Annotated in this window: 32 protein-coding genes and 1 tRNA gene; 21 read left to right on the forward strand and 12 right to left on the reverse strand. The window is 70.0% G+C overall.

The window, feature by feature from the left end; genetic code table 11:
- Positions 1–55: 55 nt before the first annotated feature.
- The 3 genes from AB0I23_RS14505 to AB0I23_RS14515 form a co-directional block, all read right to left on the reverse strand.
- Positions 56–1,387, reverse strand: coding sequence for an AAA family ATPase (locus AB0I23_RS14505; RefSeq protein WP_436846932.1), 1,332 nt, complete (start codon positions 1,385–1,387; stop codon positions 56–58).
- A gap of 165 nt (positions 1,388–1,552) precedes the next feature.
- Positions 1,553–3,061 (reverse strand): hypothetical protein, encoded by a 1,509-nt coding sequence (locus AB0I23_RS14510; protein WP_359109532.1) that lies wholly within the window; start codon positions 3,059–3,061, stop codon positions 1,553–1,555.
- A gap of 335 nt (positions 3,062–3,396) precedes the next feature.
- On the reverse strand, positions 3,397–3,585 hold the full coding sequence (locus AB0I23_RS14515; RefSeq protein ID WP_359109533.1) for a hypothetical protein: 189 nt from the start codon (positions 3,583–3,585) through the stop codon (positions 3,397–3,399).
- A gap of 62 nt (positions 3,586–3,647) precedes the next feature.
- Between AB0I23_RS14515 and AB0I23_RS14520 the strand changes: the two genes are divergently transcribed.
- Both AB0I23_RS14520 and AB0I23_RS14525 read left to right on the forward strand, forming a co-directional pair.
- Entirely contained in the window at positions 3,648–4,184 is a 537-nt protein-coding gene (locus AB0I23_RS14520) for a hypothetical protein (protein WP_359109534.1), read from the forward strand.
- Positions 4,181–4,723, forward strand: a complete 543-nt coding sequence (locus tag AB0I23_RS14525; protein ID WP_359109535.1) for an SMI1/KNR4 family protein — start codon at positions 4,181–4,183, stop codon at positions 4,721–4,723. The genes AB0I23_RS14520 and AB0I23_RS14525 overlap by 4 nt, the downstream gene beginning before the upstream one ends.
- On the opposite strand, the gene AB0I23_RS14530 is transcribed toward AB0I23_RS14525, so the two are convergent.
- Both AB0I23_RS14530 and AB0I23_RS14535 read right to left on the reverse strand, forming a co-directional pair.
- Complete coding sequence (locus AB0I23_RS14530) at positions 4,650–5,306, reverse strand: hypothetical protein (RefSeq protein WP_359109536.1); 657 nt, start codon at positions 5,304–5,306, stop codon at positions 4,650–4,652. The two genes, AB0I23_RS14525 and AB0I23_RS14530, sit on opposite strands and share 74 nt — an antisense overlap.
- A 39-nt stretch (positions 5,307–5,345) precedes the next feature.
- Positions 5,346–6,068, reverse strand: coding sequence for a hypothetical protein (locus tag AB0I23_RS14535; protein WP_359109537.1), 723 nt, complete (start codon positions 6,066–6,068; stop codon positions 5,346–5,348).
- A 112-nt stretch (positions 6,069–6,180) separates the two neighbouring features.
- On the opposite strand from AB0I23_RS14535, the gene AB0I23_RS14540 reads away from it, so the two are divergent.
- The 7 genes from AB0I23_RS14540 to AB0I23_RS14570 all read left to right on the forward strand — a co-directional run bounded on the left by AB0I23_RS14540 (position 6,181) and on the right by AB0I23_RS14570 (position 10,861).
- Positions 6,181–7,425, forward strand: a complete 1,245-nt coding sequence (locus AB0I23_RS14540) for a plasmid pRiA4b ORF-3 family protein (RefSeq protein WP_359109538.1) — start codon at positions 6,181–6,183, stop codon at positions 7,423–7,425.
- A 78-nt stretch (positions 7,426–7,503) separates the two neighbouring features.
- Positions 7,504–7,785 (forward strand): CopG family transcriptional regulator, encoded by a 282-nt coding sequence (locus AB0I23_RS14545; protein ID WP_359109539.1) that lies wholly within the window; start codon positions 7,504–7,506, stop codon positions 7,783–7,785.
- The gene (locus AB0I23_RS14550; protein WP_359109540.1) at positions 7,782–8,207 is read left to right on the forward strand and encodes a hypothetical protein; all 426 of its coding nucleotides are present in this window, start codon (positions 7,782–7,784) and stop codon (positions 8,205–8,207) included. Before AB0I23_RS14545 ends, AB0I23_RS14550 begins: the two co-directional genes overlap by 4 nt.
- Before the next feature lie 174 nt (positions 8,208–8,381).
- Positions 8,382–8,597, forward strand: a complete 216-nt coding sequence (locus tag AB0I23_RS14555) for a type II toxin-antitoxin system VapB family antitoxin (RefSeq protein ID WP_359109541.1) — start codon at positions 8,382–8,384, stop codon at positions 8,595–8,597.
- Positions 8,594–9,016 (forward strand): PIN domain nuclease, encoded by a 423-nt coding sequence (locus AB0I23_RS14560; RefSeq protein WP_359109542.1) that lies wholly within the window; start codon positions 8,594–8,596, stop codon positions 9,014–9,016. Before AB0I23_RS14555 ends, AB0I23_RS14560 begins: the two co-directional genes overlap by 4 nt.
- Positions 9,017–9,735: 719 nt before the next feature.
- Positions 9,736–10,083: a carboxymuconolactone decarboxylase family protein gene (locus AB0I23_RS14565; RefSeq protein WP_359109543.1), complete on the forward strand. Its 348-nt coding sequence runs from the start codon at positions 9,736–9,738 to the stop codon at positions 10,081–10,083.
- Positions 10,084–10,243: 160 nt separating this feature from the next.
- Positions 10,244–10,861, forward strand: a complete 618-nt coding sequence (locus AB0I23_RS14570) for an HdeD family acid-resistance protein (RefSeq protein WP_359109544.1) — start codon at positions 10,244–10,246, stop codon at positions 10,859–10,861.
- 356 nt (positions 10,862–11,217) lie between these two features.
- On the opposite strand, the gene AB0I23_RS14575 is transcribed toward AB0I23_RS14570, so the two are convergent.
- Positions 11,218–12,438 (reverse strand): serine/threonine-protein kinase, encoded by a 1,221-nt coding sequence (locus AB0I23_RS14575; RefSeq protein ID WP_359109545.1) that lies wholly within the window; start codon positions 12,436–12,438, stop codon positions 11,218–11,220.
- 198 nt (positions 12,439–12,636) lie between these two features.
- Here AB0I23_RS14575 and AB0I23_RS14580 point away from each other — a divergent pair, with 198 nt between their 5' ends.
- Positions 12,637–12,966: a hypothetical protein gene (locus tag AB0I23_RS14580; RefSeq protein ID WP_359109546.1), complete on the forward strand. Its 330-nt coding sequence runs from the start codon at positions 12,637–12,639 to the stop codon at positions 12,964–12,966.
- A 418-nt stretch (positions 12,967–13,384) separates the two neighbouring features.
- Here AB0I23_RS14580 and AB0I23_RS14585 read toward each other — a convergent pair whose 3' ends face one another.
- Both AB0I23_RS14585 and AB0I23_RS14590 read right to left on the reverse strand, forming a co-directional pair.
- Positions 13,385–13,684: a hypothetical protein gene (locus tag AB0I23_RS14585; protein WP_359109547.1), complete on the reverse strand. Its 300-nt coding sequence runs from the start codon at positions 13,682–13,684 to the stop codon at positions 13,385–13,387.
- Between the two features lie 63 nt (positions 13,685–13,747).
- Complete coding sequence (locus tag AB0I23_RS14590) at positions 13,748–14,122, reverse strand: SMI1/KNR4 family protein (protein WP_359109548.1); 375 nt, start codon at positions 14,120–14,122, stop codon at positions 13,748–13,750.
- A gap of 124 nt (positions 14,123–14,246) precedes the next feature.
- Here AB0I23_RS14590 and AB0I23_RS14595 point away from each other — a divergent pair, with 124 nt between their 5' ends.
- Positions 14,247–14,882, forward strand: coding sequence for an HhH-GPD-type base excision DNA repair protein (locus AB0I23_RS14595; protein ID WP_436846933.1), 636 nt, complete (start codon positions 14,247–14,249; stop codon positions 14,880–14,882).
- A gap of 418 nt (positions 14,883–15,300) precedes the next feature.
- Here AB0I23_RS14595 and AB0I23_RS14600 read toward each other — a convergent pair whose 3' ends face one another.
- Entirely contained in the window at positions 15,301–16,944 is a 1,644-nt protein-coding gene (locus AB0I23_RS14600) for a helicase HerA-like domain-containing protein (RefSeq protein WP_359109550.1), read from the reverse strand.
- Between the two features lie 103 nt (positions 16,945–17,047).
- On the opposite strand from AB0I23_RS14600, the gene AB0I23_RS14605 reads away from it, so the two are divergent.
- Together AB0I23_RS14605 and AB0I23_RS14610 are read left to right on the forward strand one after the other, a co-directional pair.
- Positions 17,048–17,344 carry a type II toxin-antitoxin system VapB family antitoxin gene (locus AB0I23_RS14605; RefSeq protein WP_003955420.1) on the forward strand — a complete coding sequence of 99 codons (297 nt, stop codon included), beginning with the start codon at positions 17,048–17,050 and terminating at the stop codon, positions 17,342–17,344.
- A 160-nt stretch (positions 17,345–17,504) separates the two neighbouring features.
- Complete coding sequence (locus tag AB0I23_RS14610; protein WP_359109654.1) at positions 17,505–18,104, forward strand: LytR C-terminal domain-containing protein; 600 nt, start codon at positions 17,505–17,507, stop codon at positions 18,102–18,104.
- Between the two features lie 48 nt (positions 18,105–18,152).
- Here the strand turns inward: AB0I23_RS14610 and upp are convergent, their stop codons facing one another.
- Positions 18,153–18,788 (reverse strand): uracil phosphoribosyltransferase, encoded by a 636-nt coding sequence (upp, locus tag AB0I23_RS14615; RefSeq protein ID WP_359109551.1) that lies wholly within the window; start codon positions 18,786–18,788, stop codon positions 18,153–18,155.
- A 103-nt stretch (positions 18,789–18,891) separates the two neighbouring features.
- Here upp and AB0I23_RS14620 point away from each other — a divergent pair, with 103 nt between their 5' ends.
- The 8 genes from AB0I23_RS14620 to AB0I23_RS14660 all read left to right on the forward strand — a co-directional run bounded on the left by AB0I23_RS14620 (position 18,892) and on the right by AB0I23_RS14660 (position 23,873).
- The gene (locus AB0I23_RS14620) at positions 18,892–19,098 is read left to right on the forward strand and encodes a hypothetical protein (protein WP_359109552.1); all 207 of its coding nucleotides are present in this window, start codon (positions 18,892–18,894) and stop codon (positions 19,096–19,098) included.
- A 187-nt stretch (positions 19,099–19,285) separates the two neighbouring features.
- Positions 19,286–19,849 (forward strand): tRNA adenosine deaminase-associated protein, encoded by a 564-nt coding sequence (locus AB0I23_RS14625; RefSeq protein WP_359109655.1) that lies wholly within the window; start codon positions 19,286–19,288, stop codon positions 19,847–19,849.
- A 93-nt stretch (positions 19,850–19,942) separates the two neighbouring features.
- Positions 19,943–20,371: a tRNA adenosine(34) deaminase TadA gene (tadA, locus tag AB0I23_RS14630; protein WP_037695084.1), complete on the forward strand. Its 429-nt coding sequence runs from the start codon at positions 19,943–19,945 to the stop codon at positions 20,369–20,371.
- A gap of 91 nt (positions 20,372–20,462) precedes the next feature.
- Positions 20,463–20,547: transfer RNA gene (locus AB0I23_RS14635), tRNA-Ser, on the forward strand.
- 642 nt (positions 20,548–21,189) lie between these two features.
- Complete coding sequence (locus tag AB0I23_RS14645; protein ID WP_359109553.1) at positions 21,190–21,354, forward strand: hypothetical protein; 165 nt, start codon at positions 21,190–21,192, stop codon at positions 21,352–21,354.
- Between the two features lie 8 nt (positions 21,355–21,362).
- Positions 21,363–21,656, forward strand: a complete 294-nt coding sequence (locus AB0I23_RS14650; RefSeq protein ID WP_359109554.1) for a Dabb family protein — start codon at positions 21,363–21,365, stop codon at positions 21,654–21,656.
- 186 nt (positions 21,657–21,842) lie between these two features.
- Positions 21,843–22,772: an RNA polymerase sigma factor SigF gene (locus tag AB0I23_RS14655; RefSeq protein ID WP_359109555.1), complete on the forward strand. Its 930-nt coding sequence runs from the start codon at positions 21,843–21,845 to the stop codon at positions 22,770–22,772.
- A 234-nt stretch (positions 22,773–23,006) separates the two neighbouring features.
- Positions 23,007–23,873, forward strand: coding sequence for an RNA polymerase sigma factor SigF (locus AB0I23_RS14660; protein WP_359109556.1), 867 nt, complete (start codon positions 23,007–23,009; stop codon positions 23,871–23,873).
- Between the two features lie 177 nt (positions 23,874–24,050).
- Here the strand turns inward: AB0I23_RS14660 and AB0I23_RS14665 are convergent, their stop codons facing one another.
- Both AB0I23_RS14665 and AB0I23_RS14670 read right to left on the reverse strand, forming a co-directional pair.
- On the reverse strand, positions 24,051–24,329 hold the full coding sequence (locus AB0I23_RS14665) for a hypothetical protein (RefSeq protein ID WP_359109557.1): 279 nt from the start codon (positions 24,327–24,329) through the stop codon (positions 24,051–24,053).
- Between the two features lie 454 nt (positions 24,330–24,783).
- The gene (locus AB0I23_RS14670) at positions 24,784–25,002 is read right to left on the reverse strand and encodes a hypothetical protein (protein WP_359109558.1); all 219 of its coding nucleotides are present in this window, start codon (positions 25,000–25,002) and stop codon (positions 24,784–24,786) included.
- Between the last annotated feature and the right edge of the window lie 108 nt (positions 25,003–25,110).

Here is a 25,110-nt window from a genome sequence, read left to right on the forward strand (position 1 = left end):
CGTGGCGGCGCGGGCCGGGCCATCGGGCGCGGCAGCGGGCGCTTCGCGGCCCCTTTCATCGGCGCGCCCCCGTCGTACGCCCGGCGTCGGTCACCGCCGCGGCCCGCCCCACCGACTGGTCCGCCCGCCGGGCGAGACCGATCACCCCGGCCAGCCGCTCCACCGCCTCCGGCACCTCCCAGTCGTCGCGCCGCAGCGCGGCCAGCGCCGTCGCCGGGGCGACCAGCAGGTCCGGGACGCCGGTCTCCAGTGCCCGGACCAGCACCGCCCAGCCCGCCTCCCACCGCGCCCGCTGCGGCCGTGCCGCTACGGCGGCCACCACCGCCTCCAGCGCGGCCTGCCGTAGATCGCCCCGCGCCGGCAGCTCGGCGGAGGCCGGATCGGCCAGCAACGACTCCGGGTCCGGCAGTTCCATACGGTCCAGATGGGCGAGGAGTTCGAGCCCCGGCCCGTCCCCCACCGCACCCCGCACCAGCAGCGCCAGCACCTCCCGGGAGGCGGAGGCCGCCGTGCCGAAGGCCAGCAGGGTCAACGCGGCCTCCCAGCTCCGGGGCGATGGCCAAGCACCGCCGCGCCGCGTCTCGGTGCTCGGCAGCCGGTGGATCAGCGTCGGCCGGGCTTCCAGGAAACCGCAGACCGCGCGCCGGGCGTAGGCCACCGCCTCCGGCAGCCGCTCCGGCACCAGCCGGGGCAGCTCCGCCCGGGGCCAGATCCCGCCCAGCCCGCGCACCACCACCTCCCGGTCGTGCACCCAGTACAGATGCACGAACCGGTTCGCCAGCGGCGGGCTCAGCTCCCACCCGTCCGCCGCAGACGCGCGCGGATTGGCCGCGGCCACGATCCGTACCCCCGGCGGCAGTTGCAGCGCACCGACCCTCCGCTCCAGGACGACCCGGAGCAGCGCGGCCTGAACGGCAGGGGTGGCGGTGGAGAGTTCGTCCAGGAAAAGCAACCCCCGCCCTGCCCGGACGAGTTCCACGGCCCACTGCGGCGGTGCCATCGGCACCCCCTGCACCGCCGGGTCGTCGCCGACGATGGGCAGGCCGGAGAAGTCGGTCGGCTCATGGACGCTGGCGATCACGGTCGTCAGCGGCAGGTTGAGGGATGCGGCGAGCTGCGTCAGGGCCGCGGTCTTGCCGATGCCCGGCTCGCCCCACAGCAGCACGGGCAGGTCGGCCGCGACAGCCAGGGTGAGCGCTTCGAGCTGCTCGTCGGGGCGCGGCTCGGTGGTGGTCATCCGCAGCAGGGCCAGGAGGTCATCGGCGACAACGAGTTGGGTGCCGGTACCGGATGCGCCGGCGGGGGTGGGTGCTGACACACCGGCAGGGGCGGGTGCGGACGCACCGACGGCCGGGACCGGGGCGGGCAGGAGGGTACTGGAGGTCATGGGCATCACCTGGGGTGGGATGAGGGAACGGAACGGGACGGCGGGTCCCGAAGGTGGTGGAATCGTGCGGCGCGGAACGCGCAGTGCGAGTGCGGGACGTAGGTGGGGCAGCCGGTCAGACGATCGCCCGGTAATCAGGGGCAGGGCAGGTCAGGTCAGGTCAGGTCAGATCAGGCCGGTACGGGGCCGTGCCCGGCTGCTCCGCTTGAGGCGCATTGCGGCAGGCGTACGGCGATCGAGCCGAGGCCGGTGGCCCGGCTCCGCGTGCCCCACGCCGGAGGCGTTCCCGCCCCCGACCGCACCGGCAGCGGGGTGCACGGCGACCAGCCCCGAGCGGAAAAGTCCGTGGTCGATGCGGCGGGCCGCAGCCGACTCCAGCTCCTCCCGGAGCGGCCCGTCGCGCAGGACCGCACCGGGACCGAGCAACCCCTCGACCACGTTCAGCGCCCCGGCGACGTCACCGTGGCCGAGCCGCTCCCGGACCGCGGGCAGTGCCTCCGGTTCGCGGTGCACCGCGTCGATCGCCCGCAGGCAGGGCAGCGCGGGCCCGCCGAGCGCCACCAGCAGTTCCTCCCGGCGCAGTTGTGCCGGGTCGTGATCGATCGCCGTCAGTGCCCCGTCCCGTAGCGCGATCCGGTGGACCTCGCCCCGGCACTCCACCCGGTGCGGGTCGCCGGGCTGAGGGGCGGGGCCGGCCGCCATTCCCGGGCCGGCCGCCGCCACCGGGTCAGCCACCGCCAATGCTGTGGCGACGAGCGGATGCAGCCGATCGGACGCGACCAGCCCGGCGCGCAGCAACTCCAGATCCGGAAGAACCCGGGCCGCCGCCTCCGGCAGCACCGGAAGCGCTGCGACTTCCTGCGGCGGCAGCGCCTCCCGGAGCGGCCGGAACGTCGGGGCATGGCTGTCGTCGGGGGCGACGAGTTCGAGCACGGCGCGGCTCCGCGCACCGAGCCGCACGGTGAAGGCCCCGCGAGGGCGACCCTCGGCTCCCAACAGCAGCTCGGCCTCGGCGGCCCACCGTGCCGACGCCCACGAGCAGTCGTGGACGGCGGACCGATCGGACAGGGCTGGCACGTCCGGCCGGGCGAGCGCGTAGGGCCGGTCGGGCGGTGCCTGGAACGGCGCCCCGCCCGCACCGCAGCGCCGCGCCAGCTCGCCGCTCCGCCCGGAATCCCAGAGATGCCGGTGCAGGTCGAGCCGGAAACGCCGGTCGGGATGCGGGTGCGGATGGTGCCTCGGGGCGCCGATCCCGGACTCCTCCCACAGGGTCAGGGACATTCGCTGTCCAGCGTCCGCCCAGGCCGGCGGTGTCCGCACCACCAGCTGCAACGGCGTGGCGCCGCACCTCCGGTAATGGCTCAGGGAGATGGTCAGGCCGGGCCGGAGCCGTCCGTCGGGGGCGATCCGGGGCATGTGCCAGCGAAGCAGATCCGGCGCCAGCCGACGCAGATCCGCACGAAGGCGGGTGACGAGCTCGATGCCGTGGCGGTCGCGCACGGCGCGCAGATCGAGATCGGTGTCGACCCGGGCGGCGGCGCAGGCCCCCGCCCAGTCACCGACCGCACGCCGTGCGGTCGCGGTCTCGATCATGGACGGCGGCACGGCGTACTCGCGCACGCGCTGCCACATCAACAGGTGGGCCGGAATCGTGTTCGCGAAGTGATGTGCCATCAGCACTCACCTTGCGCGAACGATTCCCCCGATCCGTACGAGGAGTTGTTCTTCATCCCCGGCATCATAGGCACCGCGATGAGGATCTGTCAGTCCCCCTCGACCGCCCATCACCCTTCCTCGACGCACGCCGCAACGCCCGGAGTGGCGCCGCGAGTACCGCTGTCGCCGCCCGTTACGGACCGTCCGGATGGGAACGACCAGCGGCCGCAGCCCGAGCACTGGCGCACGAACTGCGCGGATGCCTCTGACAGCGTCGGGTACCTACCCATCCGATACCCAGTGGCCCTGATCGGCCAGGAACCGGAGCCCAGCGTTCGCCCCGGGACGCGGACTCAGGCGTCCGCCGGCGCGCTCTGCGCGACCAGCGCCTGTCCGCCGCATCCGTGATCCGAATGCTCGACGACCTCCACCACGGCATACGGGACGAAGCAGCCGCCGACCCGCGTCCTGGCCACCCTCCTGCACGACACCGCGGCCGCAACCGGCGCCGCCGCCAACCCCGCCATCCCCGAAACGGTCATGCACCACCTGCTGGACCGGTAGCCGGGACGCACTGTCGGTGCCCACCGCTATGTTCGGGGCCGTGGCCAACTCCTACACCGTGCTGTGGACCAATGACCTGTGCCGTGAATTGATACGCGGAGGCTTCACGGGGCAGCGCCCGACGGTGCTGTTCGGCGGACCCCATCAGTCGCGTCCGAGCTTCCGGCGTGCCGGTGTCGCGCCCGGTGACCGGATCTTCGCCGTCCGGGCCTGGCGGACCGCGCTGTACCCGGTCTGCTCGATGGAGGTCCAGCGGATCGTCGACTACGACAGGGCGGGTGCGGAGCTGGCCGACGAGGACTATCCCAAGCTGATCCACTGGCGCCCGTTGAAGAGCGGCTGCTTCTCCGAGGTCGTGCTGGGGCCGCCCGGCAGCCCGCTCAGGTTCGACCGGCCGCTGCCCGGACACCACCTGGAACACCTCACCTTCACCTCGCGACGGGGCGAGCGGAAGCTCAAGTACGTCGAGGACGGTCGGCTCCTGCGGGCACTGAGCCTGCAGGGGATCTACCGGCTCGCACCTGAGTCCGCGGACGTCATCGACCGGCATCTCACCAGCGAAGAGGCAGTTGCATGAACAACCTGTCCGAGCTCCTGCTGCGCGTGCGTGACCGCGCTGAGCAGGAGACAAAAATCCTTGCCCCGTGCGTCAGCGAACAGGAAATCGCCGACGCCGAGCAGGTACTCGGCTTCAGCCTGCCGCCACTGCTCCGCCTTCTGTACCTCCAGGTTGCCAACGGCGGCTTCGGCCCTGACTACACCCTTCTGCCACTTGTCGGTGACGGGCGAACCGCCGTGGCCGAGTACGGGCCGCTCGGGAACACTCGCTCGGAGTGCTGGCCGCGCGGCGTGCTGCCGATCCTGGACTGGGGCTGCGGCATGTACGCCGCTGTCGACTGCCTGGCCCCCGACGCTCCCGTTCTCCTCTTCGAGCCGAACGCCGACCCTGATGATTGGGCCGACGCGTGGTTCCTGGACTCGCCGTCCGTGGCCCAGTGGCTGACCTCCTGGCTGGACGGGACCGGCTGGTGGGAGGAGGAGGTCATGATGGCCGAGGACGGGCCGCAACCCACGCCCTGGCTCGACGCCGCACGCCGCCTCGCAGAGAGCGTCTGAAGAGTCGCACGAGAGGTTGCCGAGTAGCCGGGAGGGATTTCACCTCCCGGCTCTCACAGAACCGTGCGTAACAGTCTCCCGTTACACGGCTCTTGTCGTTCTGATCGTGGCCGGCCAGCGCCTGGCCGACGAGCTTGCGGCGCGGTTTGGCGGCGCTCAGGACGTTCGCCGAGCGCTGGCCCTTGATCTCCTCGACGCGGGAGAACTCGTCCAGGAGGCTGTTGTTCAGCCAGCGTTGCCACAGCTGAGGAATGGTCAGGTGCGGTGGCCGGGTCAGCGCGGCCCGTCCACGCGTGGTCAGCACGAGCCGACCGCCGGTGAGCTGGGCGAGGCCGCCTGCCTGGAGCAGCATCGGCCAGGCGAAGGCGGCGATGGCGTCGTGCGGATAGAAGTCGCCGCCGTCCAGGACGTCGGCGACCGCCGAGACGGTGGCGGTGCTGGGGCGGCGGGTCTTTTCGCTGCACCGCAGCTTCTCCGTCATACACAGGCGCAGCACCGTCAGCAGGTTGGCCTGCGCCTCGTGCTCGGTGTGCCGGACCCGTGGAGTGCCGGTGGGCTCCTGCGGCTGTTCGACCGATATCACTGCTCGTGTTCCCCGCTTCGCGCCGCCCTCGTCCCGTTCCTACAGATGGGCAACATAGTCGTAGTTGTCCGGACCGCAGGTGCGCTCGAGGGTCTGGACCACCTTGCGCGAGTTGTCGTAGGGGCCGGAAAAGTAGAACGGCTTGCCGTCCCGCCCGAAGCCGATGACAGGCCGGTCCCCAGGCGGGGCACCCAAGTGCACTGCGGCGTCGGCGAAGCCGCCCGAGGGCTCGAAGCCAAGACCGCGGGCGTAGGCGACGCCATCGTGCACGATCGTCTGCGCCTGCTCTACGCCGATCGGCACCGGCCGATGATCGAAGGCCGAGTAGTACGTCGGTACGTAGGTGGTCAGGGATCCGGACCCCATCACCTCGGGGTCTGTGACGTTCTTGACTCCCAGGCAGTAGACGTCCACCAGGAACCCGGTGACAGTCACCCTGCTGGCACGTTCCTGGCGGGCCAGGAGAATCTGGGCGAAGCCGCCCGTGCCCGGGTCGGGCTCCTGTCCGAGGGGGTCGGCCGCCGCCCAGTCCGGGGCTTCGGCCATGTCCAGTCCCGTGCTCCAGCCCGCGTTGACCCAGCAGCCCACCACCGGCCGCTCATCCGGCGCGATGTTCGCCAGTGCCGCCTCGGCGACCCGTCTGACCAGCGCGGTCGCCTGGGCCGGGCGTAGCCCCAGCGCCTTCGCGATCTGCTTCGGCGCGCTGCCGCGCCCCCTCATCTCCTGGACCCGGGCCAGTAGTTCCTCGTCACGCGTTGTCACCGTCACAGTCTGCCACTTCCGTGTCGCCCCATGCGAAGCACAGGGTGCGCCGGCGGTGGTGCCATCCTGGGTTCGGGTGAGTCGGGACACGAACCGGAACGGGCAGGTCGGCATGGGTGAGACAGTAGGCGGGACCGTCGAGCAGGTGCGAGCGCTGGTCGGTTGGGTCGGCACGGGCCGCAAGCTGACTCAGACCGGCCGTGTGACGCTTGCCGACGCGCGAGCACTGGTGGAGGTTCTGGACACCGGCGACCGGATGGACCCGGTGATCGGGGACCGTACGTTCAAGACGAAATCCAGCGAGGAGCTGTACCACCTCACACTGCTGGTCGAGTGGGCGAAGGCGGCACGACTGCTGCGGACCGCGGGCGGGCGCCTGCTGCCGGTGAAGAAGAACGCCAGGCTGCTGGACCGCCCCGACGAGCTGCGTGGCGCGCTGTTCGCCGCGCTGCCGCGCATCGGCCCGGCCGTGACGGTCTCCGGCTGGCTGGAATCTCTGCTCTCGCACGAGTACGACCGGGGTCTGCGGGCGTTGTTGCAGCGGCTGTACGCGACCACTGCCCCGGTGCCACTCAGTGACCTGTACGAGGTGGTGTGGCAGGCGGTCAGCCCGCTGTACGTGCTCGACGACCTGTCTCCCGACCGTCTGGGGCATCTGCGTACCGCCAACGACCACGACGTCCAACGGGTCCTGAAGGCCCTGGTCTCCCTGGGCGCTGTCCATCTCACCGATGAATGCGCCGGGTTGACGGCGGACGGCCGTACCGAGACGGCCCGGATGCGCGGCGAGCCCGAGCCCGGCGACGCGGTGTTGCGGATCCTCGTCGAGCTCGCCGACGTGGACGACCCCCCGGTTTGGCGGCAGTTGCTGGTGCCCGCCGCGATCCGCCTGGACCGGCTTCATTCCGTGATTCAGGACGCGATGGGCTGGCAGAACTGCCACATGCACGCGTTCACCATCGACGGCGTCCAGTACGGCCGTCCCGGCGGCGAACTCGGACTCCGCGACGAGCGCGCCGCCACACTGGCCGCCCTGCTCAAACCGGGCGCCCACTTCGTGTACACGTACGACTTCGGGGACTCCTGGGAGCACCTCATCACCGTGGAGCAGATCCAGACGGCCTCAGCCGGGCTGCACTATCCGTACTGCATGGACGGTGCCGGGGCGTGCCCGCCCGAGGACTGCGGCGGCACCCCCGGCTACAGCGATCTCAAAGTGATCCTCGCCGACCCGGCACATGAGGAACACCACGCCATGCTGGTGTGGCTCGGACTTCGGTCCGCCACGGAATTCGCCCCGGACCGTTTCGCGCCGGACGAGGCCAACGCGCGGCTGCTGCGCCTCACGACACCATGAAGGACGAGCCGTCCGGCCACGCCACCGTTCGCGGCACGCGCTGGTAAGGGGGTCAATACCATGAGTATGGTCTCTTGTATGGCGACGACCAAGAAAGTAACGGTGACGATCCCCGAGGATCTCCTTGACGAGATCCGCGCAGAGGCGACGGAACGGGGCCTGTCGGCGTACGTCGCCGAGGCGCTGCGCTTCAAGCGCGACCGGGATCGTCTGCGGGAACTGGTGGACTGGCTGCAGGAGGAACACGGCCCCGTCACCGAAGACGAGCGCGCGGCGGCGTTCGGGGAGCTGGAGGACCTCGACGCCGAACACAAGCGTCGCCGCGCCACCGGAAAGCACAGCGCCGGAGAGGCCGCGTGAAGAAGCGGGCCGGTGAGCACGGGCAGCGGCCGCTGCGCATCTTCGTACTCGACTGCGAAGCCCTGTCCCTGGCCGTGCGCGGCGACCGGAAGATGATCGCCTGGCTCGACCTCGCAGCCCAGGGCGAGGCCGAGGTGGTGACGTCACCGATGACACTGGTCGAGGCATACGACGGCAGAACCACCGAACAACGCTGGGACTGGGTGCTCTCTCGGCTCACAGTCGCCGACATCGGCAAGGACGAGGCCCGCCAGGCCCGCCGGCTCCTGGCCGACGCCAAGCTGCACGGCCACGAGTACGCGATCGACGCGGTCCTCGCCGTCATCGCCCGCCGGCAGAAGGGGCAGGTCACCGTCTTCACCTCGGACGTGGACGACCTGGAGAGGCTGGTTCCGGACTCGATCGTCGTCAAGAAGGTGTGACCCGGCGCTCTGGTCTCGTTCACCCGCGTTCAGCGCCGTCCAGCACCCACCCGACGACTCGCGAGACCCCAGGTCAGGACAGACCCGGCCCTCCCCGCCGGCGCGCGGACGAGGTCCCCTATGTATCCAGTGAGATCTACTTGCAGTACGAGCTGATATCACCGGAGGTGCTTAATGAGTCGCACAGTGATCGACCTCGACGACGAACTGCTGGCCGATGTGGCTCAGGCGCTGGGAACCGGCGCCAAGAAGGAGACGGTCAACACCGCTCTGCGTGAGGTGCTCGAGAACCGCCGGCGAGCTCTCGCTCTCACGCGGCTGCGGGGTGCAGCAGGAGCGGGCGGCTTCGATCTGGATCTCTTCGAGGACAAGAGGGACTACCGGCGGTGAGCGCGGCGCAGTTCCTGATGGACACCAGCGCGCTCGCCCGGTTCCTCCGCGGCAACGCCGAACAGTACGGATGGGACCAGGCCGCCACAGCCGGCCTCATCGCGACCTGCCCTGTCACCGAGCTGGAGTTCTGTTACAGCACCCGCTCTGCCGCAGACCGTGCGCGCGGCATCGAGGACATGCGGCTGCTCTTCGGCTGGGTGCCCGTCGACGACCGCGCGTACGACCGCGCCTGGCAGGTCCAGGAGCTACTGACCCAGCGCGGTCAGCACCACAGTGCGGGAGCCGTGGACCTCGTCGTTGCCGCCACCGCGGAACTTCAGGGCCTGACCCTCCTGCACCGCGACCACGACTTCGAATGCATCGCCGCCGTCACCGGCCAAGCCATGCAGTGGTACGGCCCGGTGGCCGGTAAGTAGACACCCGCCCGCAGTTCTGGTCTCATTCGCGGGCGTACGCCACAGTTCGGCGAGGCTGCAACCTCTGGTTCCGCCACGGGTCGGGATGCCTGCGACCGTCCCCGAACAGCCGGGCGAGAACTTGGAAAGCGTGTTGGGGGCAACCCCTCACGAGTTCGAATCCGGCTCGCCTGACCTGTCGCTCGACAGGACGACTCGGCGACGGTGGTCGCGGCTTTCACAGCCCCATGCGGTCGCCGCCGACCGCGATGGCACCGTGCATGTGGCGGACTTCGCGGTCCAAGCTGCCATCGGGCGGACCATGCCATAGATGGAGCAGTTCAGGGCGCGGCTCTCGTCGTCGCCATTCCGGTTGCGTTCACCTGCGTCCAGCAACGCGCGACAGTCAGCGATCAAGCCATCGAGCCGCAGGTCAGAACCGGACGTGCGTTACTGGACAGCCGGACGAACAGGTGGAAAGCGCATGGGGGCCGCACGTGGCGCCGCAACCGCGCACGGCATGTTCCGGAGGCCTGCGGCGGCCGGATTCCCGGCCTTCTCGGCGCCACGGCTGGGCACGCCCCTCCGTCACAAGTACCCTTAAATTCCACCCTGATCCGTTTACGAGCATGTTGTGGAGGAATCAGGTGGATAGAACTATTTCAGCCGCCGTGGCCACACCGTGCACAGCTTCACCTCTGGCCCCTGCGGTTCCCCTCAAGCGCGAAAGGTTGCAGATCATGACAACAGAAGCGCCCGAACGCACCCTCGACGCCCTCGCGCATGGCGAGCACCCGGTCTTCGAGCAACTCGCACGGATGACCATCGAGACGCTGCCCAACTCCGGCCTGGACGAACGCACATACCACCTCGTACGGCTGGCTGCGCTCATCGCCATGGACGCCGCCCCGGCCTCGTACCTGGCCAATCTCAGCGTGGCCAAGGAAGCCGGCCTGACCGCCGAGGACGCCAAGGCCGTCTGCGTGGCGATCGCACCGATCGTCGGCAGTGCGCGGGTGGTCGACGCCGCAGGCAGCGTTCTGCGCGCCCTCGGCTTCGCCGAGAGCGTCGATACACAGGGGTTGTGACCAGCACCGACGGACGGTCGGCCACACCGGGGAGGGGTTCCGGCGTGCCAGGGAGCAGATCCTGCGCTGAGTCCCCCTCTGCATCAGGGAGCGGGTGAACCCTCCCGACCCGGGTGACGGGCACGCGTCCGACGCGACGGGCAGTACGGCGGGAAGCATCATGAACGCACCATCCAATTCCGCGACGCCTCATGGGCCGGCCGACCCCAACGACACGCTGGCCGATCTGGGCGGCTCATGGACGTGGACACTCGGGATCGCACTGGTGACCCTGGCGGCAGGGATGGTCGTGCTCGTCCGGCCGGACGAGACACTGCACGCCTTGGCGGTCGTTCTCGGCCTCTACCTGCTTGTCTCGGGTGCCTTCCGCTTCGTCACGGCCTTCTCCCGGGACAGCGAGGGCAGCAGGACGGCGATGCGGGCGCTGGTTGCCGTACTGGCCATCCTGGCCGGCGTCCTGTGCCTGCGGCACCCACTGCAGACCACCGCGGTGCTGTCGCTCATCCTCGGCGCCTACTGGCTGGTGTCGGGCCTGCTGGTGGCCTTCCTTGCCGGCTGGGGACGCGACATGCCGCATCGGGGGCCGGCCTTCGCTCTGGCCGCCCTCGGGATCGTGGCCGGCATCGTCGTGCTCGCGTTTCCCGTGGAATCCGCGGTCGCGCTGGCCAGGTTGCTGGGGCTGTGGCTCGTCCTGCTGGGCCTGGGCGAAGTGGCGATGGCGTTCATGCGGCGATCCGCGGCCAAGCGCTCCGCGCCCAGCGCCCGGCTGTCGACGTAGCGAAGGAGTACACCGGGCGCGAAGGAGTACACCAGGTCGCACGTGTGGGCAGCAGGCCGCCATCACCGTGGACGACCAGCCCGTATGTACATGACGGCCCGCTCGGGGGCCTTCCCGAGCGGGCCGTTGCCGGCCATGACGTCAGCCGTGACGATGCCGCCGACCGCGTGCGGCTCTCTCACGTCGTCGTGGACGAGGACTGCAGCTCCAAGGCCATCCGCTCCCGGCTGCGTGGATCCAGGGCCTCGCCCGCACAGTCCCAAGTCGGGTCGACCGGATCGCCAACCGGGCCCGACGCGGCCGCCGGGGCGTCTCCCCCGTATCCCTGCTGATGCGGGCGTGACAGTCGGCAACCCTCAGTGATGGCCCTTCTCGTGACCTCGCTTCTGCTTCCCGTGCCCCTCCTCCTGCTCGCCGCCCAAGGAATCGGCTGGGGATGCGGACGGGGTGAACTCGCGGAACGCCGGGACAGGGGTGGTGGTGGACGTGTCCGCTGACGGGGAAGGCGCCGGGAGTGGGGACTGTCTCCCGTCAGGGGAGAACAGCCCCATGCCGAGCAGTGTGGAGGCAACGAAGACTCCAAGCCCGGCGATCGCGACAGTCAGCATCCGGTGCTGCCGCATAAGCGCCCACACGCGTGCGGGCACCGATCGGACCTGAAGCGCCTCGGGCCGCTCGCCCTGCGGGGTTCGGTGTCGTCGATCCGCGGTGATCGGCCGATGCGTGGTGCGGGGCAGCGCGTATTCCGTGGCCGTACCCGCCTCACGGGACGTGGGCATCCGGTGCGCGCCCTCGCGCCAGGCCGGGCTGGTGAACCAGTCGGCGACATCCCGTGCGCTGGGGCGGTCCTCAGGCTGCTTGGCCAGCATCCGGAGCAGTTGCTCCTCGAACGCGCCGGGCAGCTCCGGGCGTCGCAGCGAGGGAGGCGTCGGCGGAGCGGTGACGTGCAAGTGGAGCAGGGCCGCCGCGTTGCCCGCCTGGAAAGGGGGTTCACCCACCAGCAGTTGATAGAGGACGCAGCCGAGAGCGTAGACGTCGGAGGCGGGCCCGGCAGGCCGGCCGAGTGCTCGCTCGGGGGCGAGGTAGAGGCTGGTGCCCACGATCTGACCGGCGCCGGTGAGGGCGGTCGATGCCTCGTCGACGAACCGGGCGATCCCGAAATCGCCGATCTTGACCGTCCCGTCGGCATCCTGCATCAGATTGCCGGGTTTGATGTCGCGGTGGATCACACCCTGCCGGTGGGCCGCGGCCATGCCGGCCGCTATCTGACCGGCGACGTCGGCGACCCGTTGCGGACTGAACGCTCCGGTCGCCCCCAGAACCTGGGCCAGGCTCGCCCCGTCGACCAGTTCCATGACGAGGTACAAACGGTTGTTCCAGGAACCGAAGTCGAACACCGTAACAACGTTCGGATGGTGGAGCTTTGCGGCTGTCTGCGCCTCCAGGCGAAAGCGTGCGGTCGCCTGCTCGTCGGCTCCGCCGTCAAGCATCAGCTTCACCGCCACCGGGCGGCCCAGCACGTCGTCCGTGGCCCGCCAGACCTCGCCCATCCCCCCACGGCCGATCTCTGCTTCCAACCGGTATCGATCCGCCACCAGCACTCGCAGACCCCCCTCAGTCTCGTTCAGTCGGCTCGCAGCCGTCCGGACAGGCTCTCCCCGGCTCGGGCCCGAGCCGTGCACCAGCGTAATGATCTTCGCGGGCCGCCGTCCTGCCGACCGGAACGGCATCGGACCGGGTGCCCGGACAGCCGCGCCGGCGCGGAGCCGGCGTGCGTGCCAAGGCCCTTGGGAAGACCGGCCGAGGGTGCGGCGCCGACACCTCCAGACGGCCGCCCCGGTCACCTCGGCCCGGCTCCGGCGCGTGATCGTGCCGTCCCCGCGCGGGAAACGCAGCCCGAGCTCGCCAAGGAAGAGATCCGGAAGAACCAGCAGTACGCGGAGTGCATGCAGGAGCACGGGGCCCCGGACTTCCCCGACACCGGTGCGGACGGCCACTTCCGGGACGTCACATGGGATTCGACATCGGCGGGTGCCAAGCGGGCGACACGCGCCTGTGCCTCGATCATCGGCATCCCCGACAACGCGCCCACGCCCCAGGGCTGACGGGACAAGCAGCCGTGGACGTCATGAGGGATGCGGGCCAGGGGCGCGCAGAAGGTGAAGACGGGGCGGACGGCCGTGCCGACGGCAGGGGAACAGGGAGGTGCAGGCGTGGCCCGCTCCTCATCACGGCCGGTTTCTTTCTGGTCGCCGTGGTCAGCACGGTCGGAGCCCTGGGGCTCGGCGGAGGCGGTACGGACGACAAGGGCTCGACGCCGGGCAGAAGCAGCGAAGTGGTGCAGGTGACCCGGGAGACGCTGACCGATCGGGGCCGGCGCCCGGGAACTACCGCCGCCGGGCCCAGGCCGCGACGTCGGCGACCGCCTGACCCGGAGGCGCCGTCAGGACCGGCGGCCGAAGAACTCGATCTCCGCGATGGCCAGGCGGCGGCCGTTCCCGGCTCCGTACACCTCGTCCGTCGTCAGCCGGGCCCTGACCGTCTCCGCGCCGGCCCGCTCCTCGCGCGCTGCACCATCGCCCCGACGGCGCTGTTCCCCACCGTCCGCTGGAGCACACCCATGCCGGACGCCCCGACCACGTCGGTCCGCCCGGTGGCCGCGGCCCGGTGGAGGTGGGGCTTGTCCGGGGACGCCTCATGGGCGTCCGCCGTCCCCGGTGGGACGAACACCTCGTCGTGCTCATGCCGCCCGTGGTCGTCATCGCGATCGTGGTCGGGCGTGTGGTCGTGGTCCCACTCGTACTGCTGCTCGTGTGCGTTCATCCGTCAGCTCCCCTGACCGCACCGGTCGAAGACGTCGCTGCTACTGGCCTCGGTCCTCCACCTTCACCGCACCGTCGTCGCCCCGTCCAGCCCGTGCCCCGCCTGCGAAGGGCAACCGCTGCTGCCTCTTCGGGCACCCTCCCGGTGCGGCGGATCGCCGTGCCAGTGCACCCGCTCCGCGATCCCCAGCAGGTGGACCGAACGGCCCGCGTTCCGCCAGCCGTTGGAAACCCGGAGGAACGCGCGGTACGAGGGCGGCAGTGCCGTCCCCAGCCGGTGCTCCAGCGCGGCTGCGTCCTGCTCCCCGGCCGCCGGAAAGCCCAGCGTGCCGGCGGCGAACGCCTCCTCGTCGACCTTCTCGGGATCCAGCAGGGTTTGCGCGGCGAGCCACTGCCTGCTCCAACGCTCCAGAAAGAACTTCCAGTTGTCGATGTCCACATCCCCGAGCCTGCCACTCGCCACTGACAGTCACCGAAGGCGCTCTCCGTGTGCGGGCCCGGGCAGGCAGCTTCGCGTACTCCATCGGCGGCTCCTGGACTCGCCGTCCCCCGTCACTGTCGCGATGATCGGAGGCATGACACAGAACAAACCGAACGGCAAGGGCAGGCCGACCGCCCTGCAGATCGCTCAGCAGCCGGAGGCGGACGAGCTGCTCGGCCGCAGTCCCCTCGCCGCCATGGTCGGCATGCTGCTCGACCAGCAGGTTCCTATGGAGTGGGCGTTCTCCGGCCCGTACGCCCTTGCGCAGCGGATGGGCTCCGACGATCTGGACGCCCATGAGATCGCCGTCTACGACCCGGAGGCGTTCACCGAACTCTTCACCGCCAAACCCGCTCTGCACCGCTATCCCGGCTCCATGGCCAAACGGGTGCAGCAACTGTGCCAATTCCTGGTCGCGGAGTACGACGGGGACGCGCGTGCCGTCTGGAGCGATGCCGGGACCGGTGCCGAACTGCTGAAACGACTGAAGGCGCTGCCGGGGTTCGGCGTCCAGAAGGCGCAGATCTTCCTCGCGCTGCTGGGCAAGCAGCTGAATGTCCGGCCGACCGGCTGGCGCGCCGCGGCGGGTCCGTACGGGGAGGCGGGCTCACACCGGTCGGTCGCCGACATCACCGGCCCCGACTCGCTCGCCCTCGTCCGCGCGCACAAACAGGAAGCGAAGGCGGCCGCGAAGGCGGCCGCGGCGAAGACGAGATGAGGGAGGGCCCGCATCTGTTCACGGACGTCACTGCGGTCGCTAGCGTTCCGGCACAACTGTTCGCACCGGAAGGACTCTTGTGCACGCAACCCGTCGCAGGGCCACGGCTGTCGTGGCCTCCACCGTTCTGGCCACGCCCCTCCTCCTGGCCGCCTCCCCGAACCACGGACACCCGTCCGGGCACGACCCCGCGAAGGACGCGGCCAAGCTGTCGCGCCAGCTCGTGAGGGCGTCGTCCTCGCGGTCGGCACGTACGCGTACGACCTGCGCTCACTGACCCGCCCGGTCCCGCCCGCCACCACCGGGGGAGAGGCCGGCAGCGGCGGCGGTCTGCGCGAAGGCCACTTCGGCGCCACCGCCTAGCGCCCGAGAGGGGGTGGGGACCCGACTGCGGTCCCCACCCCCTCTCCTTTCCTTCTTACCGCCCGCGGCGTGCCGTACCGAACAGCGATCGCGAGATCTCCCGCCCCAGCTGCGTCCCCACCGACCGCGCCAGCGACCGGAACATCCCGCTCCCCACCACCTGCTCCACCAGCGACTCCTCGTCCTTCGCCGCCTTCTGCTGCGTCCCGGCCTTCCTGCCCTTCACCGCCGTGTCCACCGCTGCCGCCTCCGCGGCGGCCCGCTGCTCCGCCTCGTGCTCGGCGGTGAGCTTCTCGTACGCCGACTCCCGGTCCACCGCGTGTGCGTAACGCCCGTACAGCGAGGACCCCTTCACCATCGCGTCCAGCTCCGCCGCGGGGAACGGCCCCATCAGCGACTGCGGCGCCCGCAGCCGGGTCGCGGCGACCGGTGTCGGCGCGCCCTTCTCGCTCAGTACGGTGATCACCGCCTCGCCGGTGCCCAGCTGCGTCAACAACTCCTCGAGGTCGTAAGGCGAGTTCGGAAACGTCTTCACCGTCGCCCGCAGCGCCTTCGCATCGTCCGGCGTGAACGCGCGCAGCGCGTGCTGCACCCGGTTGCCGAGCTGCGCCAGCACATCCCCCGGTACGTCACGCGGCGTCTGCGTGACAAGGAAGACGCCCACACCCTTGGAGCGGATCAGCCGCACGGTCTGCGTGATCGAGTCCAGGAACGCCTTCGACGCCCCGTTGAAGAGCAGATGCGCCTCGTCGAAGAAGAACACCAGTTTGGGCCGGTCGAGGTCGCCGACCTCCGGCAGATCGTGGAAGAGATCGGCGAGCAGCCACATCAGGAACGTCGAGAAGAGCTGCGGCTTGTCCTGAACGGCCGCCAGTTCCAGTACGGAGACCAGCCCCCGCCCGTCCGGCGCCGACCGCAGGAACTCCGCCGTGTCGATCTCCGGCTCGCCGAAGAAGTCGCCCGCGCCCTGCTGCTCGAAGGCGGTGAGCGAACGCAGGATCACCCCGGCCGTGGCCGTGGACAGCCCGCCGATCCCCTTCAGTTCGGACTTGCCGGTGTCCGAGACGAGAAACGCGACGACGGCCCGCAGGTCCTTCAGATCCACCAGATCCAGGCCCTTGGCGTCCGCGTAGTGGAAGATCAGGCCGAGCGACTGCTCCTGTGTCTGGTTGAGCTGCAGCACCTTGGAGAGCAGTACCGGACCGAAGCTGGTGACCGTCGCCCGCAGCGGAATGCCGGGGCCGATGCCGCCGAGCGCGTAGAACTCGCACGGGAATCCCCTGGCCTCCCACTGCTGTCCGACCTGCCCGGCGCGCTCGGCGACCTTGTCACCCGGTGGGCCGGGCGCGGTGATGCCGGAGACATCGCCCTTGATGTCGGAGAGAAGGACGGGAACGCCGTTCGCCGACAGCTGTTCGGCCATCAGTTGCAGGGTCTTGGTCTTGCCGGTGCCGGTGGCGCCGGCGACGAGTCCGTGCCGGTTGAGCATCCCCAGCGGGATCCGGATCTGTGCGCCGGGCAGGCACGTACCGTCCCAGAGCAGCGCACCCAGATCGAGCGCGGCCCCGCCGACGGCATACCCGTCGGCGATCTCCCGGGCCTGCTGCGGCAGTACGCCGGCCCCCTCGCCGGCGCCTGCTCCCGTGTCAGCTTCGGTACCCCCGCCCGCGCCCGCGCCCGTGCTGTCGCTGTCACTCATCACGGCCCCTATTCCGAAATGCCTGCCTTCATGGCGTTATGGTCAGCATCGCAGTACCGCTCCATGGCTGCGCCCGGAGGCTCTTGGCCGGTAGGCTTTCCGTGTGATCTTCAAGCGCATCGGAAATGGGCGGCCATATCCCGACCACGGCCGGGAAAGCACCCGACAGTGGGCGGATGTCGCGCCGCGCCCGGTCCGCCTCGACCAGTTGGTGACGACCAAGGGCCAGCTGGACCTCGAAACCCTCCTCGCCGAGGACTCGACGTTCTACGGCGACCTGTTCGCCCACGTCGTGAAGTGGCAGGGCGACCTCTATCTGGAGGACGGGCTGCACCGCGCGGTCCGCGCGGCGCTCCAGCAGCGCCAGGTGCTGCACGCCCGCGTCCTCGAACTCGGCTGACATTCCGGCGGCTCGGGGAGCCGATGGCCCGCGCACGGCGCCGCGCCGGGTGCTTTCGGGTGCATTCGCACCCGGACGGGTGCCATCGGTTGATCATTTAGTACGCATCTTCACCAGGTCGCACTACGCTGCGCCCATGAGCATGCTCACTCCCCCCGGCATGGGCGGAAAGTACCGCATCACGGGCGACAAGTACCCGCGCATGCGCCGCCCCCGGAACCGCCGCAAACTGGTCCTCGCGTCCATTGCCTCCGTGGTGGCCCTAGGGCTGGCCGGTTGGGGCACCCTGCAGCTCATCGATGTCTTCACGGGCGGCGACAAGCAAGCCAGCGCCGCGGACCGCAGGGCCGACTGCCCCACGCCCAAACCGTCCACGCCCGCGAAGTCGCTGCCCGCGCCGGCGAAGATCACCGTCAACGTCTACAACGCGACGCCGCGTGGCGGACTGGCGAAGGCCGCCGCCGACGAGCTGAAGAAGCGCGGCTTCCGCATCGGCAAGGTGGGCAACGCCTCGGCCGCGTACGACAAGAAGGTCCCCGGACCCGGGGTGCTGCTGGGCGCGCCGACGGCCATGAACGGCACGTTCCCGGTCCTCGGTACGCAACTGACGGGCGCCACGCCGAAGACCGACGCGCGCAGGACGGCGGACGTCGATCTGATCCTCGGTACGGCGTTCACAAAGCTGAACACACCGAAGGACGCGGCCGCGGCCCTCGCCGCCCTCAACAAGCCGGCCCCCGCACCCTCCTCCTGCCGCTAGGGGGTGGAGAGGGGGCAGAGGCCGAAAGCACTGGTCGCAATCCGGGACTCAGTCGACAGTTCCGTACATCCGGTCGCCCGCGTCGCCGAGCCCGGGCACGATGTACCCGTTCTCGTTCAGCCGCTCGTCGACCGAGGCGGTGACCACGGTCACCGGCGTACCCGCAAGCTCGCGCTCCATCACCTCGACACCCTCGGGCGCCGCGAGCAGCACGACGGCGGTGACATCGTCCGCACCGCGCTTGATCAGCTCCTGAATCGCCGCGACCAGTGTGCCGCCGGTGGCCAGCATCGGGTCCAGGACGTAGACCTGTCGGCCCGAGAGGTCCTCCGGCATACGCGTCGCGTACGTGGACGCCTGGAGCGTCTCCTCGTCGCGAATCATGCCCAGGAAGCCCACCTCGGCGGTCGGCAGCAGCCGCACCATGCCGTCGAGCATGCCGAGACCGGCCCGCAGGATCGGCACGACCAGAGGCCGCGGGTGCGACAGCTTGACCCCGGTCGTCGGTGTGACCGGCGTCTGGATGTCGACCTGCTCGGTGCGCACGTCACGGGTGGCTTCGTACGCGAGCAGGGTGACCAGTTCGTCGGCGAGCCGCCGGAAGGTCGGGGAGTCGGTGCGCTTGTCGCGCAGGGTGGTGAGCTTGTGCGCGACCAGCGGGTGGTCGACGACGTGGATCCGCATGGGTTCAACAGTAACCGGGCTTTCCGCACCTGTGCGCTGGCATCAACCACACGTTCGGAGGGAAGGTGAGGGCATACGGACCCAGCCTTGGGGTGATGCGCGGATGGCGGACGGGGAGCAGCGGCAACGGAACCGGTCGACCCCGCGCGACGCGCCGGAGACCGAGACCGAAGCGGAGCGCCGGAGGCGGCGCGCCCATTTCCTCCGCGAGCTTCATGAGGCGAAGGCGCTGCGCGACCGGGTCCAGCCACGCCGGGCCCGGGCCGCCCGAATGCGCCAAGCCATGCGGATGCGGGCCTTCCGCTGGTAGCGGTCCAAGCGGCCGGACGGCCCCCTCGGAACGGTCTTCACGACAACTGATCCCCGACGCAACGGTCGAACTACTCTCACAAACGCCAGGTTTCTGCCACGATTCCGATGGGCGGGACGCAGGACAGCCGGATCACCGGATGCCCTCCCGCCGGACCGACACCCCTATGACCAGTGGGAGAGTCACGGTGTACTTCGCCGCACTGCTCGCGCGCACCGAAGACGGGTGGGAAGCGAGCGACACGGAGCTCGACGATGTGGAGACCCTGTCCGATCTGACGGATCTGGCCCGTGAGGCCTCGGTGGACGAGGACACGGTGCTCGTCTTCATCGAGCAGGAGGACGCCTGGTTCGGCGTCATCCGGGTGGACGGTGAGGAGGACCCCCGTATCTACATCTCGGACGCCTCCGCCGCCGCCCGCTCCTCGTACGGGGAGATCCTGCTCACCGATGAACTGCTCGGCCGCGAACCAGAGGCCGAGGACTCGATTGCCGCCCTCGAAGAGCTCGTCCGCCTCGACGGTACGGAGGACGGCGAGCCGGACCACGCCACCGACAATCAGACCGACCACGACGACAACGACGACGACGGGCTCGACGCCGACGCCGTGCCGGCGGGTCCGCTCGGAGACACCGGGGTCCTGTCCGACCTCGGACTCCCCGAGAAGGAGCTGCTGCTGATGCGCACGGATGCCCTGGTGGAGATCGCGGACGCGCTGGGCGCGGCCGAGGTCCTGGAGACCGTCCGTTAGGGTCCGCTGGTGACCGCACCACCGGGCCCGCACCGACCGCACGAATCCCACGATCCGACGAACGATCCCGTACGGGACCCATGGCGGGCGGCCATGCGCCGCGCCCTGGACGAGGCCGCACACGCGGCGCAGACCGGCGATGTGCCGGTCGGCGCCGTCGTCCTCGGCCCGGACGGCGCCCTGCTCGCCACGGGACACAACGAACGCGAGGCGACCGGCGACCCGACCGCGCACGCCGAGATCCTTGCCGTCCGCCGGGCCGCCGAGGCGCTCGGTGCATGGCGGCTGACCGGCTGCACGCTGGTGGTCACCCTGGAGCCGTGCACCATGTGCGCGGGCGCACTCGTGCAGTCCCGGGTGGCCCGGGTCGTCTACGGGGCACGGGACGAGAAAGCGGGCGCGGCCGGTTCGCTCTGGGACCTCGTACGGGACCGGCGGCTCAACCACCGCCCCGAAGTGATCCACGGCGTTCTGGAGGACGCCTGTTCCGCCCAGTTGACGGCCTTCTTCCGCGACCGCTGACCCGGCAGCGCGCACACCCTCCGACCCGGCTTCCGCACACGCGGAAGAATCGGATTTCGACCCACGGCCGGGATGGTCTAAGCTCTCTCTCGGTAGCGTGTCCGAGCGGCCGAAGGAGCTCGCCTCGAAAGCGAGTGTGGGGAAACTCACCGAGGGTTCAAATCCCTCCGCTACCGCAGATGGACGAGGCGCCCGGTCCGATGGACCGGGCGCTTCGTCGGCTTCCGTCTCAGTTTCCATCTCGGTTGACCCGTGGACGGGCTCTCACCCGTTGGGGTGGCGAACAGCCACCCCTCGTCCGACCTGTCGCTGCCGGCCGCCGCTCGTTCGGCCGCCTGCTCGGCCCGGTGGGGCCGCAAGAGGTCCGCGAGCTGTGCGGGAAGTCCAACGGCCCTGCCCTTGTCCTTGGGCACGTCCAGGTCGACGACAACCGGCCCCGAGGAGCCGGCGGCGATGCCGGCGTTGAACGGTGCCCGCGACCATGCGGCGCGGAGGGACGACTTGCTCGGCCCGCGGCCAATTGGCGCAGTCCTGCCGGGCGCCGCCCGTCCTGATACTCCCTCGCACGGTCGAACCGACCGGTGCACGAAATGGGCTTCGGCACCGACAGGGACAGTCAGGGCGCGTCGGTTCGGCCATCGTCGCGCCGGGCGGAGTGGCGCGACGATGGCCGCGCGGGCGGCCGGGTCCGGGGTGCCGATGGGGACCAGGTAGTCGAACCGTGATCGGAAACCCCCTCGAAACCCCCCTCGGATACGGCCGTTCGTGCGGATAGAATCGCCCGACTGCACTGGTGATCGAGGGGGAGGCAGGGGCTGATGGTGCAAGCGAAGAAGATCGCGCTCTACATCGTTTTCATCTTCGTGCTGTACACGATCATCCACTCCCCCAAACGGGCCGCAGAACTTGTCCAGGTAGGGTTCGAGGGCATTTCGAGTGCGGCACAGGGCGTCGGCGATTTCATGACCGAGCTCGTGAAGTAGGAGTACCCATGATCCGCCATCTGGTCCTGTTCAAGCTGAACGACGGCGTGAAGCGTGACGATCCGCGTGTCGTCGCCGGTGCGAAGGCTTTCCAGGAGCTCGGAGGGCAGATCCCGGAGCTGGAGTTCTGGGAGTGCGCCTGGAACATCACCGACCGGCCGATCGCGTATGACTTCGCCATCAACTCCGCGGTCGCCGACGAGGACGCCCTGGGGCGCTACGTCGCGCACCCGGCCCATCAGGCCGCCGCCGGACAGTGGAAGGCTTTCGCCACCTGGGTGATTGCCGACTACCCCTTCTGACCTCCGCATTCCCGGAACCCACAAGCCCTTCACCATTTCGGTGAGGGGCTTTGCCGTGTGTTTAAACCCGAATGACCTCAACACGACATTATGCGGTGCTTGCACACAGTGGACATGTCTTGTGATGCTATGACCGCTTTTGACGGATGAGTTGACCGAAATTGACCGCAAAGGGGTGGCCTCACCGTGCCGGCCAGTACAGCGCCTCAAGTGCCTCCCCAGATCGTCCAGAACGACGATGCCCAAATCGCCCAAACAGCTCAGTCCGATCAGTCCACCCCGGCGACCCGGGCCGCCCCGGTGGCCGAGACCGTCCAGACCGAGACACCCGAGGGCACGACGCCCGCCAGGTCCCGGGGCGCGGACACCAGGGCGCTCACCCAGGTCCTCTTCGGCCAGCTCAAGGAGCTGGAACCGGGGACCGCGGAGCACGGCAGGGTGCGGGCCGCGCTGATCGAGGCGAACCTCCCCCTCGTGCGGTACGCCGCGGCGCGCTTCCGGAGCCGTAACGAACCCATGGAGGACGTCGTCCAGGTCGGCACCATCGGCCTGATCAACGCCATCGACAGGTTCGACCCCGAGCGCGGCGTCCAGTTCCCGACCTTCGCGATGCCCACCGTCGTCGGCGAGATCAAGCGGTACTTCCGGGACAACGTGCGGACCGTCCACGTGCCGCGGCGGCTGCACGAGCTCTGGGTGCAGGTCACCGGCGCCACCGAGGACCTGACGACCGCGCACGGCCGCTCGCCCACCACCGCGGAGATCGCCGAGCGACTGAAGATCTCCGAGGAGGAGGTGCTGGCCTGCATCGAGGCGGGCCGCTCCTACCACGCGACCTCCCTGGAAGCCGCCCAGGAGGGCGACGGGCTGCCCGGACTGCTCGACCGGCTCGGCTACGAGGACCCCGCTCTCGCCGGGGTCGAGCATCGCGATCTGGTCCGCCATCTGCTCGTCCAGCTGCCCGAGCGCGAGCAGCGGATCCTGCTGCTGCGCTATTACAGCAATCTGACGCAATCACAGATCAGTGCCGAATTGGGCGTTTCCCAGATGCATGTGTCAAGACTGCTGGCCAGAAGCTTCGCGCGACTTCGATCCGCAAACAGGATCGAAGCGTAACCGGATCGGGTAAAACGATCAAAGCCCGTTTCAGGTACCCCGAATGCCGCACACCCCCTGTTAACTGCGCATACGCCACCTTGACTTGTCGACATGTCACTACAGCGTGTTGCCGACATGTGACATTCTGCGTGAACCGCGTTTGCCGCAGCCTCCCCTCCGGTATTCAGGTGGAGGCTGCGTTCCTCCGATGGTCGTGGCTACCGCGACCGTCCGCGACCTCAAGGGGGTGGCATGTCCGCAGAACAGGGCAGCTCGAAGGTGCTCACGCTCACGAAGAGCGCACCCGCACCCGTTGCGCTCACCAGCTCGCCGGAAGCCATCGACACCCGCACTCTGTCCCGCTCCCTGTTCCTGCGGCTCGCCGCCCTGGGTCCCGCACCAGGGCCCGACGGACCGGACAGCCCGGAGCGTGCCTACGTACGGGACACACTCATCGAGCTCAACCTCCCGCTGGTGCGCTACGCCGCGGCGCGGTTCCGGAGCCGTAACGAACCCATGGAGGACATCGTCCAGGTCGGCACGATCGGCCTGATCAAGGCGATCGACCGTTTCGACTGCGAACGGGGCGTGGAATTCCCGACGTTCGCGATGCCCACCGTCGTCGGCGAGATCAAGCGCTTCTTCCGGGACACCTCCTGGTCGGTGCGGGTGCCGCGCCGGCTCCAGGAGCTGCGGCTCGCGCTGACGAAGACCAGCGACGAGCTGGCCCAGAAGCTCGACCGTTCGCCGACCGTGCCGGAGCTCGCGGCGGCGCTCGGGGTCTCCGAGGAGGACGTGGTCGACGGCCTGGCCGTCGGCAACGCGTACACCGCCTCCTCACTGGACTCGCCCTCCCCGGAGGACGACGGCGGCGAGGGCTCGCTCGCGGACCGGCTCGGCTACGAGGACTCGGCGCTGGAAGGCGTCGAGTACCGCGAATCGCTGAAGCCGCTGCTGGCCAAACTCCCGCCCCGGGAGCGGCAGATCATCATGCTGCGGTTCTTCGCCAACATGACCCAGTCGCAGATCGGCGAGGAGGTCGGCATCTCACAGATGCACGTCTCACGCCTGCTGACCCGGACGCTCGCCCAGCTCAGGGAGGGGCTCATCGCCGACTGACCCACGCGCAGTCGCGCGAGGGTTCCGAATTGACGCCCCGTCAGCCACTGGCGCGACGCGACGTCAGGCATTCGGCTCGACCGGCCGCCGGGGCACCGTGATCGCCGCCTCGGCGGCCGTGCTGTGCCCGGGCGGCGCATGGGCCGCCTGCGACGCCGGGGCGGGCGACGGAGACGGCTATGCGGCAGTCGGCGCGGCGGGCACCGACCCGGAGAAGGCACCCAGGGGCGCGGTCGCGCCTTCGGGCAGGGTGACGCTGATACCGCTGGACGGGGAGGGCCGCGGCAGCGCGGGTACGGAGCCGAGGCCGGGCTCCTCCGCCTCGAGCGGCCACTCCGGCGGTACGGGCGGCATCGGCAGTGGTGCGGGCGGCGACACGGGCGACAGCACGAGCGGCGGTGCGCAGTCCTCCGGCGCATCCGGCAGCAGCTCCGCCGGAACCACCGGGGGCGCCACGGGCTCCGCGGGTGGTACGGGTGGCAGCGATACCGGCGGTACAGGTGGCACGGCCTCGGGCGGCACGGGGGGCGGCTCAGCGACTCCCTCCACCCGTCCGCACCGGGGCCCACCGCACCCGCGGGACCTGCCGTGCTGACCCTGGGCGCACCCGAGCGGGCGGCGGCCGATCACCGCTGGTGCGAAAAGGTGACGGTCGAGTTCCGCAATACCGGCGGCTCACCGGCCCGGTCGGGAACGGTCACCTTCGCCACGCACATCATCGGCGGGCTCGGGATCGACTGGGCGACCGTGGAAACGACCGCGCCGTTCCCGCGCCGATCGGCGCGGGAACGGCGCGGGAGAAGACGTACACCGTCTGTGTGGACGCCTGGCGGGTGCCCCTGGGCATGCCCTGTCGAGACCCGGGACGTCACCGCCGTCTGGAAATGACGGATGGGAAGGGCGGGGCAGATCAGCGGAGCGCGAGCCAGGCGACCGCGCCGAGGACGACGATCACCGCGACGACGGCGACGATCACCCCGGTCTTCGGTCCGGACGACGCGGCCGGCTGCTGCCGGCGCTGCGGCTCGCCCTCGTCGACGAAGGCGCGGAACATCTGGGTGTTGCCCGCGGGGTCGTGGTTGCCCTCGGGGCCCTGTGGGTTGCCATTTACCGGCGGCTGATTACGCATGGATACGTTCCCACTCGATCGGGTGAAGTGCTCGTCGGATACTGCGATATGAAGCCTGTGGAACTGTAGCGTTGACGCAGTGCAGAATGGTCCTCCGGCAAACGCTCG

It is taken from the genome of Streptomyces atratus (assembly GCF_040655115.1).
GTDB classification, from domain to species: domain Bacteria; phylum Actinomycetota; class Actinomycetes; order Streptomycetales; family Streptomycetaceae; genus Streptomyces; species Streptomyces atratus_D.

What these genes read in the sequence shown, in the direction of transcription:
- AB0I23_RS14555 (WP_359109541.1), top strand. Translation starts at nt 8,382, where the DNA reads ATGAGTCGCACAGTGATCGACCTCGACGACGAACTGCTGGCCGATGTG.
- AB0I23_RS14525 (WP_359109535.1), top strand. Translation starts at nt 4,181, where the DNA reads ATGAACAACCTGTCCGAGCTCCTGCTGCGCGTGCGTGACCGCGCTGAG.
- AB0I23_RS14650 (WP_359109554.1), top strand. Translation starts at nt 21,363, where the DNA reads ATGATCCGCCATCTGGTCCTGTTCAAGCTGAACGACGGCGTGAAGCGT.
- tadA (WP_037695084.1), top strand. Translation starts at nt 19,943, where the DNA reads ATGCGCCGCGCCCTGGACGAGGCCGCACACGCGGCGCAGACCGGCGAT.
- AB0I23_RS14540 (WP_359109538.1), top strand. Translation starts at nt 6,181, where the DNA reads ATGGGTGAGACAGTAGGCGGGACCGTCGAGCAGGTGCGAGCGCTGGTC.
- AB0I23_RS14585 (WP_359109547.1), bottom strand. Translation starts at nt 13,684, where the DNA reads ATGAACGCACACGAGCAGCAGTACGAGTGGGACCACGACCACACGCCC.
- AB0I23_RS14505 (WP_436846932.1), bottom strand. Translation starts at nt 1,387, where the DNA reads ATGACCTCCAGTACCCTCCTGCCCGCCCCGGTCCCGGCCGTCGGTGCG.
- upp (WP_359109551.1), bottom strand. Translation starts at nt 18,788, where the DNA reads ATGCGGATCCACGTCGTCGACCACCCGCTGGTCGCGCACAAGCTCACC.
- AB0I23_RS14510 (WP_359109532.1), bottom strand. Translation starts at nt 3,061, where the DNA reads ATGGCACATCACTTCGCGAACACGATTCCGGCCCACCTGTTGATGTGG.
- AB0I23_RS14570 (WP_359109544.1), top strand. Translation starts at nt 10,244, where the DNA reads ATGAACGCACCATCCAATTCCGCGACGCCTCATGGGCCGGCCGACCCC.
- AB0I23_RS14595 (WP_436846933.1), top strand. Translation starts at nt 14,247, where the DNA reads ATGATCGGAGGCATGACACAGAACAAACCGAACGGCAAGGGCAGGCCG.
- AB0I23_RS14620 (WP_359109552.1), top strand. Translation starts at nt 18,892, where the DNA reads ATGGCGGACGGGGAGCAGCGGCAACGGAACCGGTCGACCCCGCGCGAC.
- AB0I23_RS14515 (WP_359109533.1), bottom strand. Translation starts at nt 3,585, where the DNA reads ATGACCGTTTCGGGGATGGCGGGGTTGGCGGCGGCGCCGGTTGCGGCC.
- AB0I23_RS14565 (WP_359109543.1), top strand. Translation starts at nt 9,736, where the DNA reads ATGACAACAGAAGCGCCCGAACGCACCCTCGACGCCCTCGCGCATGGC.
- AB0I23_RS14610 (WP_359109654.1), top strand. Translation starts at nt 17,505, where the DNA reads ATGGGCGGAAAGTACCGCATCACGGGCGACAAGTACCCGCGCATGCGC.
- AB0I23_RS14645 (WP_359109553.1), top strand. Translation starts at nt 21,190, where the DNA reads ATGGTGCAAGCGAAGAAGATCGCGCTCTACATCGTTTTCATCTTCGTG.
- AB0I23_RS14660 (WP_359109556.1), top strand. Translation starts at nt 23,007, where the DNA reads ATGTCCGCAGAACAGGGCAGCTCGAAGGTGCTCACGCTCACGAAGAGC.
- AB0I23_RS14600 (WP_359109550.1), bottom strand. Translation starts at nt 16,944, where the DNA reads ATGAGTGACAGCGACAGCACGGGCGCGGGCGCGGGCGGGGGTACCGAA.
- AB0I23_RS14670 (WP_359109558.1), bottom strand. Translation starts at nt 25,002, where the DNA reads ATGCGTAATCAGCCGCCGGTAAATGGCAACCCACAGGGCCCCGAGGGC.
- AB0I23_RS14545 (WP_359109539.1), top strand. Translation starts at nt 7,504, where the DNA reads ATGGCGACGACCAAGAAAGTAACGGTGACGATCCCCGAGGATCTCCTT.